15 protein-coding genes are annotated in these 15,393 nt (G+C 55.8%); 4 read left to right on the top strand and 11 right to left on the bottom strand.

Translation table 11 applies throughout. From position 1 onward, the window contains the following. Nucleotides 1-240 precede the first annotated feature (240 nt). Nucleotides 241-1,809 (bottom strand): hypothetical protein, encoded by a 1,569-nt coding sequence (locus Q8N00_02510; GenBank protein ID MDP2381656.1) that lies wholly within the window; start codon nt 1,807-1,809, stop codon nt 241-243. A gap of 341 nt (nt 1,810-2,150) precedes the next feature. On the opposite strand from Q8N00_02510, the gene Q8N00_02505 reads away from it, so the two are divergent. Continuing rightward, a complete protein-coding gene (locus Q8N00_02505; protein MDP2381655.1) occupies nt 2,151-2,387 on the top strand; it encodes a hypothetical protein in 237 nt (78 codons plus the stop codon). Beyond that, nucleotides 2,384-2,683: a hypothetical protein gene (locus tag Q8N00_02500; protein MDP2381654.1), complete on the top strand. Its 300-nt coding sequence runs from the start codon at nt 2,384-2,386 to the stop codon at nt 2,681-2,683. The genes Q8N00_02505 and Q8N00_02500 overlap by 4 nt, the downstream gene beginning before the upstream one ends. Before the next feature lie 10 nt (nt 2,684-2,693). Here the strand turns inward: Q8N00_02500 and Q8N00_02495 are convergent, their stop codons facing one another. The 10 genes from Q8N00_02495 to Q8N00_02450 form a co-directional block, all read right to left on the bottom strand. Continuing rightward, the gene (locus Q8N00_02495) at nt 2,694-3,449 is read right to left on the bottom strand and encodes a DUF3365 domain-containing protein (protein ID MDP2381653.1); all 756 of its coding nucleotides are present in this window, start codon (nt 3,447-3,449) and stop codon (nt 2,694-2,696) included. 16 nt (nt 3,450-3,465) lie between these two features. Beyond that, a complete protein-coding gene (locus tag Q8N00_02490; GenBank protein MDP2381652.1) occupies nt 3,466-4,557 on the bottom strand; it encodes a transporter substrate-binding domain-containing protein in 1,092 nt (363 codons plus the stop codon). A 2-nt stretch (nt 4,558-4,559) separates the two neighbouring features. Continuing rightward, nucleotides 4,560-5,123, bottom strand: coding sequence for a hypothetical protein (locus Q8N00_02485; protein ID MDP2381651.1), 564 nt, complete (start codon nt 5,121-5,123; stop codon nt 4,560-4,562). Nucleotides 5,124-5,237: 114 nt separating this feature from the next. Then, the gene (locus tag Q8N00_02480) at nt 5,238-5,498 is read right to left on the bottom strand and encodes a hypothetical protein (protein MDP2381650.1); all 261 of its coding nucleotides are present in this window, start codon (nt 5,496-5,498) and stop codon (nt 5,238-5,240) included. Between the two features lie 199 nt (nt 5,499-5,697). Further along, nucleotides 5,698-6,648, bottom strand: a complete 951-nt coding sequence (locus Q8N00_02475; GenBank protein MDP2381649.1) for a multicopper oxidase domain-containing protein — start codon at nt 6,646-6,648, stop codon at nt 5,698-5,700. A gap of 182 nt (nt 6,649-6,830) precedes the next feature. Then, nucleotides 6,831-7,451: a Crp/Fnr family transcriptional regulator gene (locus tag Q8N00_02470; GenBank protein MDP2381648.1), complete on the bottom strand. Its 621-nt coding sequence runs from the start codon at nt 7,449-7,451 to the stop codon at nt 6,831-6,833. 79 nt (nt 7,452-7,530) lie between these two features. Further along, entirely contained in the window at nt 7,531-9,396 is a 1,866-nt protein-coding gene (locus Q8N00_02465; GenBank protein MDP2381647.1) for a transketolase, read from the bottom strand. Between the two features lie 173 nt (nt 9,397-9,569). Next, nucleotides 9,570-10,028 carry a fibronectin type III domain-containing protein gene (locus tag Q8N00_02460; GenBank protein MDP2381646.1) on the bottom strand — a complete coding sequence of 153 codons (459 nt, stop codon included), beginning with the start codon at nt 10,026-10,028 and terminating at the stop codon, nt 9,570-9,572. A 592-nt stretch (nt 10,029-10,620) separates the two neighbouring features. Next, nucleotides 10,621-11,454 carry a sulfite exporter TauE/SafE family protein gene (locus Q8N00_02455; protein ID MDP2381645.1) on the bottom strand — a complete coding sequence of 278 codons (834 nt, stop codon included), beginning with the start codon at nt 11,452-11,454 and terminating at the stop codon, nt 10,621-10,623. A gap of 2 nt (nt 11,455-11,456) precedes the next feature. Next, the gene (locus tag Q8N00_02450; protein MDP2381644.1) at nt 11,457-11,891 is read right to left on the bottom strand and encodes an Rrf2 family transcriptional regulator; all 435 of its coding nucleotides are present in this window, start codon (nt 11,889-11,891) and stop codon (nt 11,457-11,459) included. 264 nt (nt 11,892-12,155) lie between these two features. On the opposite strand from Q8N00_02450, the gene Q8N00_02445 reads away from it, so the two are divergent. Together Q8N00_02445 and glyS are read left to right on the top strand one after the other, a co-directional pair. After that, nucleotides 12,156-13,097 carry a glycine--tRNA ligase subunit alpha gene (locus tag Q8N00_02445; protein MDP2381643.1) on the top strand — a complete coding sequence of 314 codons (942 nt, stop codon included), beginning with the start codon at nt 12,156-12,158 and terminating at the stop codon, nt 13,095-13,097. An 18-nt stretch (nt 13,098-13,115) separates the two neighbouring features. Then, nucleotides 13,116-15,308: a glycine--tRNA ligase subunit beta gene (glyS, locus tag Q8N00_02440; protein MDP2381642.1), complete on the top strand. Its 2,193-nt coding sequence runs from the start codon at nt 13,116-13,118 to the stop codon at nt 15,306-15,308. The last annotated feature ends 85 nt before the right edge of the window (nt 15,309-15,393 follow it).

The raw sequence follows: 15,393 nt of genomic DNA, 5'->3' as shown, positions 1-15,393 counted from the left end.
CGATCGCAAGTTTTGTCTTGAGCCTGAATTTGAAGTCGAGCGGATCCGCTCAGTGCGCTCTGTGCGAATCCTGAGGTGTGAGAAATTGTTGCGGACGATACTGACGTGGAGAGATGGTGTCCTGGGGATCGGGTGCATGACAAAAGTGCAGGATTTTCCATTGCCGGTGACTGCCTGTCCATTGACTTGGTCATGCTGCTGATAGAACGGCTGCGTTGGGCAAGTGGCATCGCGGACACGCTAGAATCGCCAGAAGAACGACAGTTGTATCCGGTGGTTCTCGGCATTGGCTCCATCTGCATAGGTGGTACGAACCCAGTTCGTCATCAGTGCTGCTCGGATTTCCTGAGTGAAGTCATGGAACACATAGGCATAGTAGGTGGAGTCGCGGATGTAGATACTCTGTGCTGTTCGGAGCGCCCCACCACAGAACGCTGCCGTCACCGTACAGGTCATTTCGCTGGCGTTGGAGGAGTAGATGGTCCCATAACCGCCTCCGACCCACGTTTTTCCTTGATCGGGGAGATAATACGTCGCATGCACCATCATCGAGGTCGAACGGATCGCTTCGAATTTTCCGGTTTGATTGCTCACGGCTGCAAGTCCGGCGTCGATGTTGGTCTGACCGAAGGCCGCTCCGCCAAAGCCGCTGTTTGAAGTGGAACTCCCGCACACCGGATTGCAGACTCCCCAACTCAATCCATTAAACATATCGGATATACCGGCACCTGTGACACCCTCCATCACGACGTGCGCGGTATGACCCAACTCTCCATTCTGTGATGGGAGAACCGGAATAAATAGGCTAGAGGAGAGCCCCCAACCAGGTACGTATGTTTGACCTCCCAGATTGGGTTGGTTTCCCGATGAAGTCGTCGGACCTCCGGTATTCGCTTCAAGTCTCCGTCCGACTCCGCTGATTTGGAGGCTCAACGGTTTGAGAGAAATGTCGCCTGTCGAAGAACCGGTGTAGGGTGCGAGCAGGCCGTGATAGGCGACCTGAACTCCCGCAACGAAAGAAGGAAGATTGGCATCGGTTTGTGGAGGCCGCTCCACGGAGAAGACGGGCGTCAGGGACAGGGTATCCGTCACGCGAAGTCGTTTGGAGATGCTGGCCTGAATCCAACGATTAAACAGGTTTGCCGGAGTGGCAGCCACCGACACTTGTCCCCTCGAATAGTCAGACATGAATCCAAACCGGGACCAATCCTGCCCGATCTTCACATCGACTGCTGGACTTTCCACCAGGAAGTACATTTGAAAGATGCGTGCGTCCGGGCTGGTCCGCAACGTGAGATTGGACACTCCGGGGCTGCCGATCGCCGGTTCGTTCCCCAGGAAGTCGATGGATCCATAAAAACGGCTTTTGATGCTGTCCCGTTCCGGGGCTCGCACATCGAGCGTGATCCGGCTGTTCCTCGGGCTGGTTTGAAGCAGGCTGTTGGCGCCGCCCAGCGTATTGCTTCGCAGGACCGGCCGATTACCGATGATCTCCTCATAGCTCCGCGTGCTATCCCCGATAAAATCAATTTCGGCGAAACCTCCCAATTTGACTTGCAGCCCGTTTTTCGTGATTGCCGTCGCCTGCTTCACATATTGTGCTTCGTCGGTTTTCGTACGTTGCTCTTCTTCGACTGCTTGATCGTATTCCTGCTGCGTAATGATGCCTTTGTCCAGGAGGAGCCGCAGCGCACGATGATCATCTCCTCCCGCGAGACTCTGTTGCGAGAACATGAGCGTTAAGAGGAGAGCAACCGCTCCAGCGATAGCTTGCCCCGTCGTGATTCGAGCTCGACACGTGATAGCCATCAATTTCTCCTGAGGCGATGTGTGGTTGATGTCAGAGAAGAGGCTCCCAGCAAGGACAATGCCATCTGAGAGTGGTGAAAGAGCGCGTGAAATTCCTTGTTTCTTGGAGGATCGATTCTGAATTCGAGCGGATCCACACAGACCGCACCGTGCGAAACGGCGAAGCAGCGTGGATTTTGCGTGTCAGTTGCGCAGGATGAGAATCAGGATTTTCTGAATTAACCACAGCAGTCGAGTTGTTAGGTTGCTAAAAGTGATGTGGTGTGGGCGGACTGAATATTGCAATGTGTTCGATCAACAGCGGTTTCAGTACGAGGGGCTGAAGCAAGATGGCTGCTCACATGGTTGAGATCACGATGCGAGAAATTGAGGATGCCGTTCATCGACTGGTGGCGCAGCATCGCCGGGTGACCTTTACGGTGCTCTCGGCTGCATTGCCTCAGTGTCGATGGCAGATGCTGTTTCAGGTGCTGCATGATTTACAGGAGAAAGGGCTCGTGGTCCTGGCTCCTCTTCCGTGGGATTACGAGATTCGTGCGAAGGACGCTAACGTGCGAATCGATGGGAGGACCAGGTGACTGTATTGAGACTGATCGAATCAGTGGCCGACATCTCGCCGGAGGTCAGGGGCACGCCGATCGAGGATCTTCTTCGCTATCACAATATGGGAGCGACTCACAGTCCCTATAGTCAGGCAGAAGTTTTAGTAGGGATGTGTATGGACCATCGTGAACGGCTGAGTTTCCCGGAAAACTTTGCCTATATCATTCGCTCGGCGGGGTGCAACTTGCGATATAGCGAGGTCGCCATTTCAGACTATCGCATGCCGCGGTTTGATGGGATGCAATTGTTCACGCTGTGCCAGCTCCTTTGAATCCCTCAAGCTAAGGCCGGCTCAGGGTTACCGTGATCGCTCCTGCGAGGTCGCCGTCCTTATGGCCTTCCATGGGGTATCCGGAAATATCCAGCACGCCTTTTGGTTCACCGTGGCAGCTGAGGCAGGCCGGTACATAGTAGATCGGCATGACGACCCGCAAGGTCTGGCCTTGATCGGTGAGTTCACTGACATAGGCTTCGGCGCGAGGCCGTCCGGACAGCCATTTCAGTACCGAGGCCTCGTATTCGTCCGGTTCATTCTTGGGATTGCGTGGGTGTAAGGTGGTTTGCTTCAGCCGCACGCGTGTTTGTTTGGAGAACCGCGCAGCGGCCTGGCTGCCGTAAGTGGCCGGAATGAAGTTTTTGTACCCGATTCCCCGCTGGTTGATGACGACTTGGGCATCACGGACCACTTCTTTGCTGGCGATCATGAACGCCGGCAAGAGCTCTTTGGCGAGGGGCGGCACTGTGACCGTTGTGTTGTGCAGTTTTGCGAGATCGATGTTGGTCTGCTCGCGAAACTCCTGGACGAGTTGTTGCTCAAACACTTCGGGTGTAAAGCCCTTGTCCCCCTTATGTTGATCGTCAATCAATGGTTGGTTCCGCTCAATGACCAGCCGACCCGCCCTGAGTAGCTTGGCCAAGAGTCGAGCGGTTTCCTCCGCCTCTGCACGATCGACCGCCCAGCTTGTGCTCGGGGTTACGGCTCCGAGGGCGAGGATCGCGAGCATTCCCGCGATGGCGGCACATCGTATGCGGTTCATCGGCGTATCCTTTCTTTCATCGTGGCCTGGTGTCAGCCAGTCGGCATTGGCCTTGATCGTAATGCTGAGGCATTTTTTCTGCGGCAAACGGAAGCCCTTCCGTTGCGGCCCGGCGAGGATAGGCGTAATTTTCATCCAGCCAGCGGTGCCGCATCTCGGTGAGTCGGCCCGACTCATCAAGCCGGAACAGGAGGTCATTGAGGAACCGTCGTAACCGATAACTCTCCTCGTCGGTGACGATCGCATACTGTTCACGGGTCAGGACCAGTGGTTTGCCATTTTTCAATGTGAGGAGCTGCCAGTCTTTACGGACTCGACGTACCGTATAGTCGAGAACCGGTTCTTTCCCAAGAATAAGGTCTATCGGTGGGCGTTGGGACTCGAAGGCAGCGGGAAGCGAGTCGCAGAGCACGAGCGTGATGCCTTTCAGATTCGCCTCCGCATAGAATTGGGCACTGGTGCCTTCTTGAACGGCCACGGTCAGCCCTGCAAAGGCTTCGGACATGAGATGTGCATTGGCCACTCGTTCAGAGGATCGATGGATATAGGCACTCACGCGTTCAGCGACGTCAGCACGTGCGGTGATACCACCGATACCCCCCGCCTCGAAGTAGGGGCTCGAATAGGCGAGGCCAATTCGTCCAGGTGCTGCCACATTGGCACTAATAGAAGAGACAAACAAGTCGAGATTGCCTTCCGTTAGCTCGATGAAGAGGTTTTGAAAACGAATCAGTTGTAGCGTCGGCACGATCGGATCCTTGTTCCCGCAACGCTGCGAGAGAGCCGCGCTGATTTCGCGCACGAGCTCGACATCAAGGCCTGTGACGCGTAGCCCTTCGTCTGTATAGATGGCCGGGAACACGAACGGCTGAAAGGGTTCAACTGCCATGCCGACACGGACCTGGCCCCTGGCGCAGATCGCATCAAGTTCGTTCGTGGCGATGGGATGCAGCAGTTGGACCGTATCGATCACCAGCCCACAGCCCTGCAGCATGAACGCGATGAGCAATAGTGACGTCCACCCGCGCAACATCACGATGAATAATGGCGCGCCGGTTCCGGCCTCATGCCGTGGCGCTTCCAAGGTCGCGTGCCATGTGTGAGGCATGCTCAAAACCGAATCCCTGTTGTAATCAACCATTGTTGGGTCTGCCCGGCTTCCCCGCGAAAGTCGATCCCGTACTGAGTATATTGGACGGCCGTGTCGACTGAGACGCCCCGCCCGACCGGAAATCTGACGCCAACTTGGCCGCCTATGAGATGTCCCGGCCAGGTGTTGCCTGGACCGGGAAGAGTGCCCCCTCCGATGAGGCCCAGGTAGGGGATCGCTCGGTCTTCGAGGGGGCCGAAGAGCACATGCCGGATTACGCGGTTGATCGGCATCCCCTTAGGAAAGTCCAGAATGTCGATAAAGTTATTCCATCGCGGATTCAGATAGAGCGAGTTTTGATCGGTGGTAAAGGTCTGCGTATGGTTGCTGTAATATTGGTATATCGTGCGAACCTCGAGGTCCCCATAACGGAGCGCTGTGAAACCAGCTTGAACTCCAATCACTCGATTGTCAGGGGCGAATGTCCGTTGGCTGAATGTCACATCGAAGCTGAATGGCCGGACGGGGAGCCATTCGAGCAGCGCATCCTGTGCACGAGCCTGCGAGGCGAGCAGGCTGGCCATTAGACAGATGATTACAGCAGCGAGGTGGCGGCAGGGGCGCTGAGGCCCACAGGGTTCGGCCGGTGTTTGTATCGATAACATGCTTGTGTTGCGTGGGCGACGAGCGACCGGTTCCTATTTGGCTGGTGCTGTTATCTCGGTCCGCTTAGGGGCGGTGATGCATGATTGCATAATTTCGATGTGGCAGGAAAGGGCGGTGCCGATTGTCGTCTGAGCGACCGTGAGCATATCCCGTGCGGAGACGTTTCCCTCCTCGACATCGAGGAGCAGATGTCCCGGGACGCTGGTGCCATCGACCGCAAAGACTCCATCGGTCTGTTGCAAGGCCGTTACAAGGGTCTGCTGCGCTCCGTGACAGTCTGTTCCTGTCAGCATGAGGGCAATGCGCTCTTTGGGTGCGGCAGCCGAAATAGGGGAGTGGAAAAGGAGTGTGGCCATGCAGATGGCTGTGAGGAGCGTAACCCTGGTTGATATGACGTTCAACATGATTTGATACGTGTGGGCGAGATACTCTTGGGCTCGGTCTTGGCAGGGAGCGATCCGCCAACGGCGGATCGCTCCCTGCTCCAGCCGCTTATTTTGCTGGTAGTACCCACGGCACCATCGGCATGAGTGGTGCCGGCTTGGCATCGGGGCCTACCAGCAACACCGCAATGGCGCCACGAAGCGCACCGGTGAGTGAGTGCGTCACGATCGGATAGGCTCCGGCTGATTCAACCACCACGTCGAACGTGGCTGCGCTGCCAGGGCCGACGACATAGGTCTGGACGCCAGTGAGTTTGTTTGCGGGGTTGCCGCTCTCATAGACGTTGTCCCAGATTTCACCGATGGGATGGAATGAGGAGAATTCATTCGGGCCCGCGTTAACGAAGTAGATGCGAACGCGTTCGCCTGGCTTCGCATCCAACTTGCCGCCGCCGGTGACGAACGGGTGGTATTTGAAGATCCCGCCGTTGAAGAGCATGTTGTCATACTTGCGGTCGAACATGGCCTGCACATCGTCGGGATTTTTGAAGAACTCTGACTGCACCAGGACATATTCGCGATCCGCTTTCGCCCAGACTTTCGCATTCTTGGGATCAACGATGATGGCGCCGAACATGCCGCGGGCGACATGTTGGATCATCGGAGGCGCTCCGCAATGGTAGAAGAAAATCCCCGGCTTTTTCGCCACAAAGGTGAAGCTGATGGTTTCGCCGGCATTGATGGCCCGATAGTTCTTCAAGAAGTCGATTTCTGCGGCATGGAAGTCCATGGCATGAGGATTCTTGTTCGTGGCGGGGTTGGTCAGGGTAAAGTTAATCGTGTCGCCTTCGGTGACGCGGACGACTGGCCCCGGCATGGTTCCGTTGAAGGTCCAGGCGGCATACTTCTCTCCGCTCCCATCGATGACGATATCCGATTCCACGGCTGTCATGGCGATGTCATGAGTCTTGGCCCATGCCGGTGCCGAGAGGGCCAGGCCTCCGACGAGTAAGCCCGTAAGGATGGCACGAGTGCCATAGTGGTGTCGCGATGATTGCATGGTCTCTCTCCTTCGCTAGTTGAAAATGGATGGATTCGTGGTTGTGTAAACCAGCGGTCCTCTATATTCAGGGTTCCAAATCCTAGATGTCGATAGAATCACCATACGCTAGGCCGATGGTAATAAACATGACATATGTCATGTTTATGAAATTCGTGCTGAAAGGGGTGCGACGTGCGAGATTATGAGAGGGAGGCAAGGGCTTTGAGCCCTTTGAGGTCGCGAATCAGGAGGCGGTTGGCGGTGCCGGAGACCAACTGGTCGCGCTTGAATCGGCCCATGATTCGAATGGCTGTTTCTGTGGTGATCCCGACCATGTTGGCCATGTCTTGTCTGGTCATCCGAACCGTCAGGCGGATTCCATTCGGGTCTGCGATTCCGTTACGGGTTGCAAGGTCCACAAGCAAGGAGGCGAGCCGTTGGTCGGCGCGGTCGAGCGCGAGATCTTTCGTTTTCTCCTGTGCTTCGTTTAAACGATTGCCCAGGTATTTAATGACTTCCATCGCGGCATCGGGATTTCGCCGCAGTATCTCGAAATAGGATTTCTTTTTCATCCGGAGAATGCTGACGTCTCCCATGGGCTGGGCCGAGCCTGGATGAGAGGTGCCGTCGAACGTGGCTGCGTCGCAACAGAACAGATCCCCCGGCATCAGCATCTTCAGCGTACATTCCTTTCCCTCCGGCGTGGACTTTACGCACTTGACGGTTCCTTCCTTGACGATGTGGAAGTATTCGGTAGGATCGCCTTCGCGGAAGATGTAGTCGTGCTTGCTGTAACGGGTTTCGGTCAACTCTTGGAGCATGCGTTGGCGGTCCGCTGTGGAGAGGATGTTCAGAAGGGGAATGCGGTCCAGCCCTTGAGGAAGGACTGGACCAGACGGCTTACTTGGTGATTTGCTTGGTCGCTTCGACAATCGAGCGTGCTCCGATCCCAAAGTGATCCACGAGTTCGTCCGGCTTTCCGCTGTGTGGAATGACCCGAACCGCGAGTTTGTGTACTCGTAACCCTTCTGGGCCAACCGCACTGAGGACTGCGTCGCCTAACCCTCCGTGGGCATAGTGGTCTTCCACCGTCAGGATGCGTCCCTGCGTGGCCCTGGCACTGTCGATCAAGGTGGTGCGATCGATCGGTGCGATACTGTAGAGGTCGATCACTCGTACGGAAATTCCAACAGCCTTGAGCTGATCGTAGGCTTTGAGCGCTTCGAAGAGTGTTACGCCCGCTGCGATGATCGTGAGGACGTCCGAGGCGCTCTGGCGAAGGACTTTGGAGCCACCGATCTGAAAACGCTCCTCTGGTCCATAGATGACAGGCGCTTTAGGCCTGCCAGCGCGGAGGTAGACCATTCCTTTGTGAGCGGCTGCTATTTCCACCAGTCTGTAGGTGCAGGTGGCATCTGAAGGATAGAGGACGACGACGCCTGGCTGGGCCGCCATCATCGCGATATCTTCGAGTCCCATTTGCGAGGGGCCGTCTTCGCCGATGCTGACGCCGACGTGTGTGCCCACCAGCTTGATGTTTGACTGGCTGATGGCTGCCATCCTGATGAAGTCGTAGGCGCGAGTGAAGAACGCCGCAAAGGTTGCGACGAAGGGAACCTTGCCGCAGGCGGCAAGCCCGGCTGCCGCGCCAAGCATGTTTTGTTCAGCGATGAAGTTTTCGAAAAACCGATTTGGAAACTTCTTGCCGAACTTATCGGTATAGGTTGAGTTCTTGACGTCGGCGTCGAGTCCGACCACCAAGGGGTTTACCGCGCCGATAGCTTCGAGCGCAACACCGAACGCTTCGCGCGTTGCGGCGGAATCGCCGAGCTTATAAGGTGACGGTGGCAGCGCGGTGGGAGCGGTGGCGACCGGTGTTGAGGCTGTGGGTTTGACGGTCTGAACGGTCCCATTGCCTGGTTTCAGCTGCTTGGTCAATTCATCGAGGGCCTTTTGGAAGTCCTCTCCCTTGGGCACTGGTTTCCCGTGCCAATTCGGGCTGTCTTCCATAAACGATATGCCGCGGCCTTTGAAGGTCTTTGCGAGCAGAACGGTTGGCTTACCTTTCGTGCGTGAGGCTTCATCGAAGGCGGCGACGAGGGCGGCAATGTCGTGTCCGTCGACGACGATGGCATGCCAGCCGAATCCTGACCAGCGCGCGCGATAGGCCTCCATGTCGTGCTGTAACATCGTGGGATCGCTTTGACCGAGTCGATTGATATCGACCATCGCACAGAGATTATCTAATCCATGGTGGCGTGCGACCTCTGCTGCTTCCCAGACAGATCCTTCGACGGATTCACCATCGCCCATGAGGACATAGGTGCGGTGATCGAGCTTGTCGACGAATTTGGCATTGAGCGCGATGCCGATGCCGACTGGGAGGCCTTGACCCAATGAGCCAGTTGCCATATCGACGAACGATAAGCGGGGCGTCGGGTGTCCTTCGAGGTCGGACGTCAAGGTACGTAACTTCAAGAGATCGCTTTTGGGAAAGAGGCCGGCCTCTGCCCATGCGGCATAGAGTAGTGGCGCGGCATGGCCTTTCGACAGGATGAACCGGTCGCTGTTCGCGGCTTTGGGATTCTTGGGGTCATAACGCATGACAGAGAAGAAGAGTGTGGCGACGATGTCGGCGGCGGAGCAGCAACTGGAGGGATGGCCACTGGCCGCTTCAGTCGTGGCTCGAACGCTTTCAATGCGGAGCTGCGTGGCCTTGTTCTGGAGCGCAGTGAGGGTGTCGGGCGAAACGGTTGAACTGGCCATCGAAACTCCTTTCAGGATTGATTACCGAGGAAGCCGGCACACACTTCTCTAGTTCAGAGATCGGTTGCAACGCGGCGGGGCTTGAGGCTAACAAAAAATAAATGGGGGAGTCAATGAAAGGATCTGTGCAGATGGGATGAGGAATAGCAGTGTTATTTAGGCGATCAGTTAGTCTACACGGAGGAAGAAGGCGTGACGGTCGACACTTCACTTGAGCAGGCACTTTCTAGTCCGTTGTAGGCACTGACTGTAAAGTAGTAGCGCGTATTGGGTTGAAGGCCAGTGATCATGGCCGACGGGGAGCCAACGTACTGTGATTGTTCATAGGCGCAGCTGCCCGGTTGACCTGGTGATTGACGACCGTAATAGACGAAGTACGCCATGACGGAGGGGTCCGGGACCGGACTCCATGCGAGAGAGGCCGTTGCTCCTGCCACCGGTGCTGATCCTCCACTGCTACTACCTGGAGCGTTCCTGCCGGGAGTGCTACTGCCCGGAGTCACCGTGACGCTAGGGTCGCTGCCGATCTCTCCTTCTCCTCCTCCGCAGCCAGTCAGGAGGGGCACTGCGGCAAAAAGAAGTACCGCAATAATTGTTGTGAGGCGAAATTGAATCTTGCTAAATGATGGCATGTCCTACTCCGAGTAAAAGTGTCATGTTCTGTTTCTGTAGGTGTTGTCCGCCTGGCGCCTATTGCTGGCAAACAGTAGATATGGGATGGCACATGAGCAATGGTCGTGCCATAAATACAAATCGTAAGCTATTGATTTATAATATTATATTTGCCATGTGGCATGGCTGGCATTATGGCCACTGTAGGACATGCATGGAAAACCATACAGGCCTCATACGAATCGAAGATGGTTGTCCTGACAGGCCTATAGCGGCCCTATCGTGGTCGCGCATGAGTGGAGGGTTAAGCAGGATGTCGCAGTGAGAGCGATGTCGTAATCAACTCGATCGAACGTGCGCTCGCGAGTGTGTTTGGCTGTGTTCTGGTCAATGATGGAGCCTGCTGTGCAGGTATGGTCTAGCGGGAGGGTCGTGTTGTAAGAGGGAAGGGATGTGAGGGGAGGTGAGGAGGCGTATCGTGTCGTGAGAAATTCCCAAGTGGTTTGGTTAGTGACCAGGCGGGGAGTCGTATGGATTGAGCTGCGCGAAAAGAGAGGGGAGGCTGATCAGTCTATTATGTGTATTTGGTCGCCGCTATGTACTTGTACTCCCTTATGGGACGGTTCTATCCCGAAAGTAACGAAACAGTAGGTAGGCATTGAGGATCATCACGATCGAGAGGATGCTGTAAGTGGTGACGGCAGCGGCCAGGTTCAATTCGATCAGTACTCGGGACATGCCGAATGCGACGATCAGAGCATCGAAGGCCATGCAGATCCGTCTGAAGGTTTCAGGGTCCATCAAACGGATGAGATAGCTTCCAAGGGGAATTCCCAGCAGGACGCTGGGGATGATGTAGGGAATGATCTCCAGGCTCTCGACGCTATAGAGCCCAATGAAGTAGTAGGCGATTCCCGTCATGACCGCTTCCCCTACTCGAATGACGCCCAATGCGGCGCGAAAATCCTGTTTTGCATATCCTTGATTGTTGAACAGCAGCGCAAGCGGAGGGCCTGAGATCGTCGTCACGGAATAGAGGGTTCCAATTGCCACTCCGAACGGGACCGCGATGGCCTTTTCGGCTTTGATGGGTTTTCTGATACCGGCAGCCTGAAGCAGAATCAAGGGCAGCAGCATAAAGTAGGTCACAAATTTGACCCAGGACGGATGGACGAGGGAGAGGATATAGCTACCGATCGCGACACCGATCAGAAGGCCGATCAAAATGGGCGCCACGCGCCACCAAATGTTCGGGACGCTTTTGCGGTTGATGAAGAGGACGTACCCATTGATTACTAATTCCACCAGGACCAACGCGGGATTCAAAATACGGTTGGTATAAAACAGTAGTGCGACGGGAACCGTGATCGAAGAAAATCCGTATCCGAGGGCCCCGTTGACGATGGCGGCTATGAACGTGATCAGGACTAGTACGACTACATCCATAATTATCCTTTGTGATGTCCGCAGGCGAAGTCGTCGAGTGTGTAGTGGTCCAGGATGCCGGCAATGGCATCACGCACGGTGCCCATCACGTGCTGTACCGGACATTGGGCATGCTCGGCATAGGGGCAGTCCGCACATTTTTGATAGGCAGTTTTGCTCACACATCCGATGGGGGCGAGAGGGCCATCCAAAATGCGAATCACTTGGCCGAGGGTGATTTCTCCCGGAGGTTTGATGAGCGCGTAGCCACCCTTCATGCCTCGACGGCTAGAGAGGAGGCCGGCTCGTTTTAGCGCAAGCAGAATCTGCTCAAGGAATTCGACGGGGATATGCTGGCGCTCTGCGATCTGGTGCCGCTGGAGCGTCGCCTTGCCGTAGAAGAGTGTGAGTTCCAGCAGTGCGCGAAGTCCGTATTCGCTTTTTTTGGAGAGCTTCATGGGAATAGGTAATGCCGAGTGAGTCAATCAAGTATTAAGACAATAGAGGACTGATAAGGCTACGTCAAGAGCAGGCGGGTGGAGATCAATCGCTGTCACTCCCGTAAGTTCGTCAAGAATTAAGACCAAATCAGGCGGTCTATACTGATGCAACTCCTTGATCATAGAGGGATTGTTTCTTGACAGCTTGTACGCATTCCTGTTAGTTTCTTCCTTCGCCATGGGGCATTCACTCAGTAGTTTCACCACCTCGCAGGACCGATTGTGAACTACCAGGATCTCATTCTCACATTGCATCATTACTGGGCCGACCAAGGTTGTGTGATCCATCAACCCTACGATCTCGAAATGGGTGCCGGGACCTTCCATCCAGCCACATTTCTTCGGTCCCTTGGTCCGGAACCCTGGCGAGCTGCCTATCCCCAACCCTGTCGCCGTCCCACGGATGGGCGATATGGCGAAAATCCGAATCGCATGCAGCACTACTACCAGTATCAGGTTGTCTTGAAGCCGGCTCCGGACAACATTCAAGCGTTGTATCTGGAGAGCCTGGCCCAATTGGGGATTGATCCGAAGCAGCACGACATCCGGTTCATTCAAGACGACTGGGAGTCTCCTACGTTGGGTGCCTGGGGCCTGGGCTGGGAGGTGCGTCTCGATGGGATGGAGATCACGCAGTTCACCTACTTTCAGGAAATCGGCGGGATCGAGCTGAATCCCATTACCGTTGAAATCACGTACGGGACCGAACGCATCGCGATGTATCTGCAACAAGTGAATAACGTTTTCGACCTCGCCTGGAACGATTCAGTCACGTACGGAGATATCCATCACGAAACCGAAGTGCAGTTCTCGACCTATAATTTCGAAGAAGGCGATGTGGCGATGCTCATGGCCACGTTTCAATCGTTCGAGGGAGAATGCAAACGGCTGCTGGCGAATCGCGAGAAGTGGTTGACCCTTCCGGCCTACGAATTCTGTATCAAGTCCTCGCACCTCTTCAACCTACTCGATGCCCGGGGAGCCATCAGCGTGGCAGAACGAACAGGCTATATCGCCAGGGTTCGTGCGCTGGCGCGCCAATGTGCCGAACGCTATATCGAAGAGCGAGCGGCGATGGGGCATCCGCTGCTCAATCGAGGCGGGGAGCGAGACGGAGCGAAGTCAGCCACGTCGCGCGTGAGAACTACGGTCCGCCGCGCATAAAGAACGACAGAGAAATTCATGACAAAGAAGACTCAACCGTCTCGCGGCCCTGTCCCTCCTGCGAAAAAGATAATCCGCCCTTCCCCTGTGAAGGCTGCCGAGTTGTTGCTTGAGATTGGCGTGGAAGAACTGCCCTATCAGTTTATCGCGCCTGCGTTGGCAACATTGAAAGAGGCAGCGGAACAGTTATTCAAGGACCACCGCCTCGCGTTTCAATCTGTTCGCACCTTGGGGACGCCACGACGGTTGACCTTGGTGGTTGAGGGCCTGGCGACGTTGCAACTCTCGATGGCCAAGGAAGCGATGGGGCCTTCGAAGTCGGTGGCGTTCGATCCAGCTGGTCAGCCGACCAGAGCGGCAACGGGATTTGCTGCAGGGCAAGGGGTCGCGGTCCATGAACTGCAAGTGCGTCAGACTCCGAAGGGGGAATATCTGTTTGCGGTGAAGCAAGAGCTGGGTCGGCCAACCAAGGTGGTTCTGGGAGAACTTCTTCCACTGTTGATCGCGAAACTGTCGTTCCCCAAAGCGATGAAATGGAATACCACCGGCGTTCGGTTTGCTCGTCCAGTACGGTGGCTGGTGGTAGTCTATGGAGGGGTCACGCTTCCGATCGAAGCTGCGGGGATTACCGCCGGCAACAAGACGCTCGGCCATCGCGTCTTAGGGAGCTCGAAGGGGTTCGTGGTTCGGGACTCCGGGTCCTATCTGAAGGGGCTTGAACGGCAAGGCGTCACTCCAGATCCCCAGCGTCGCCGCCATATGATCGAAGAACAGATTGCGACTCTCTGCAAAAAATCAGGGCTCTCGTTGAATGTCGACGCGGACTTGTTGGATCAGGCGGTCTATACGACCGAATGTCCCAACGCCATTATCGGTTCCTTTAAGCCTGCCTATTTAGAAGTGCCGCAAGAGATTCTGATTACCTCGATGAAGGAACATCAGGGGTTCTTTTCCTTGATGCACAAAGAGACCGGGAAGCTCGTCCCCCATTTCATCGCGGTGACGAACAATCGAGCTAAAGATATGGGATTGATTCGCGAAGGCAACGAACGGGTCCTGGCTGCGCGCCTGGCCGACGCGAAGTTCTTTTTTGACGAAGACCGGAAGGTCACACTCGAGGACCGGGTGCCGAAGCTGGCCGGGGTCACATTTCAGCAGAAGCTCGGCACGATGGAGAAAAAACAGCAACGGGTCAAGGAACTGGCTGGCTTCATTGCGTCGACGGTGCGACCGCAGGACGACGAGCTCAAACAGGCTTGCGAGAGGGCCGCGGGGCTGTGCAAGGCGGATCTTCTGACGGGTGTCGTCGGTGAGTTTCCTGAGTTGCAGGGCATCATGGGGGGTGAGTACGCGAAGCATGGCGGTGAATCCGATGCGGTGAGTCAGGCCATCAGAGAGCAATATCTGCCGCGTTCGATTGAAGGTGAGTTGCCCAAGACTATCGCAGGTCAAGTGCTGTCGTTGGCCGATCGGCTGGATTCGATTGCGGCCTTCTTCTATGTGGGACTCGTGCCGACCGGATCGGAAGATCCCTTTGCCTTGCGTCGGAATGCCACGGCCGTTGTCAGGATCATTCTTGAGGGAAACCTGCGCATCGACCTGGGGAGTTATGTCGATATCGCGAGAAACCTCGTCATCGGTGATGGATTCAAAGGGGGAGCGGACTCTGCCGAAGATGGCCGCCGCCGGATGACAGAATTTCTTTTCGAACGGGTTCGGCACTATGCCAGAGTTGTCCATGGGTTACGCGACGATGTCATCGAAGCGGTGCTCAAGCAGGCGCACGGCAAGACGCTCGACCTCGTCGATCTTGTGCAGAGAATGAAAGCGCTTGAGGCTGTGACCACTAAGCCGGAATTCGATCCGTTGATCGTCGGCTTCAAACGCGCGCACCGGCTGGTCGAGAAAGAGAAGTGGGAGCGTCAGCCGGTCGATAACGCGCGGTTCGAACATCCCACTGAGTCGGCGTTGTACCAGGCTACGGTGGATGAGCGGGCCAAGCTTATGTCCGGGATGAAGCGGGGTGACTATAGCCAGGCTCTGGACGCGCTGGTGCGTTTGAAGCCTGCCATCGATGCGTTCTTTGCGGCAGTCATGGTCAATGCCGAGGATCAGGCTGTCCGGAGTAATCGGTTGTCGTTGCTCCAAGAAGTGGATGACTTCTTTAACTCATTCGCGGACTTTTCGCAGATTGTGGTACAAGGGGGATAGGCCTGGAGGGGACTGATGATTTTCTGTGCTCGCGCAACGCGCGGTCTGGGAAGGCCCTCGTTGGACGCGCGCAATAGGGGACTCA

The organism is Nitrospirota bacterium (genome assembly GCA_030684575.1).
Classification (GTDB): domain Bacteria; phylum Nitrospirota; class Nitrospiria; order Nitrospirales; family Nitrospiraceae; genus Palsa-1315.
Note: the sequence above shows the minus strand (reverse complement) of the source record. Positions and strands in the feature narration are given on the sequence as shown.

What these genes read in the sequence shown, in the direction of transcription:
- Q8N00_02510 (MDP2381656.1), bottom strand. Translation starts at nt 1,809, where the DNA reads ATGGCTATCACGTGTCGAGCTCGAATCACGACGGGGCAAGCTATCGCT.
- Q8N00_02505 (MDP2381655.1), top strand. Translation starts at nt 2,151, where the DNA reads ATGGTTGAGATCACGATGCGAGAAATTGAGGATGCCGTTCATCGACTG.
- Q8N00_02495 (MDP2381653.1), bottom strand. Translation starts at nt 3,449, where the DNA reads ATGAACCGCATACGATGTGCCGCCATCGCGGGAATGCTCGCGATCCTC.
- Q8N00_02490 (MDP2381652.1), bottom strand. Translation starts at nt 4,557, where the DNA reads ATGCCTCACACATGGCACGCGACCTTGGAAGCGCCACGGCATGAGGCC.
- Q8N00_02485 (MDP2381651.1), bottom strand. Translation starts at nt 5,123, where the DNA reads ATGGCCAGCCTGCTCGCCTCGCAGGCTCGTGCACAGGATGCGCTGCTC.
- Q8N00_02480 (MDP2381650.1), bottom strand. Translation starts at nt 5,498, where the DNA reads ATGCTGACAGGAACAGACTGTCACGGAGCGCAGCAGACCCTTGTAACG.
- Q8N00_02475 (MDP2381649.1), bottom strand. Translation starts at nt 6,648, where the DNA reads ATGCAATCATCGCGACACCACTATGGCACTCGTGCCATCCTTACGGGC.
- Q8N00_02470 (MDP2381648.1), bottom strand. Translation starts at nt 7,451, where the DNA reads ATGCTCCAAGAGTTGACCGAAACCCGTTACAGCAAGCACGACTACATC.
- Q8N00_02465 (MDP2381647.1), bottom strand. Translation starts at nt 9,396, where the DNA reads ATGGCCAGTTCAACCGTTTCGCCCGACACCCTCACTGCGCTCCAGAAC.
- Q8N00_02460 (MDP2381646.1), bottom strand. Translation starts at nt 10,028, where the DNA reads ATGCCATCATTTAGCAAGATTCAATTTCGCCTCACAACAATTATTGCG.
- Q8N00_02455 (MDP2381645.1), bottom strand. Translation starts at nt 11,454, where the DNA reads ATGGATGTAGTCGTACTAGTCCTGATCACGTTCATAGCCGCCATCGTC.
- Q8N00_02450 (MDP2381644.1), bottom strand. Translation starts at nt 11,891, where the DNA reads ATGAAGCTCTCCAAAAAAAGCGAATACGGACTTCGCGCACTGCTGGAA.
- glyS (MDP2381642.1), top strand. Translation starts at nt 13,116, where the DNA reads ATGACAAAGAAGACTCAACCGTCTCGCGGCCCTGTCCCTCCTGCGAAA.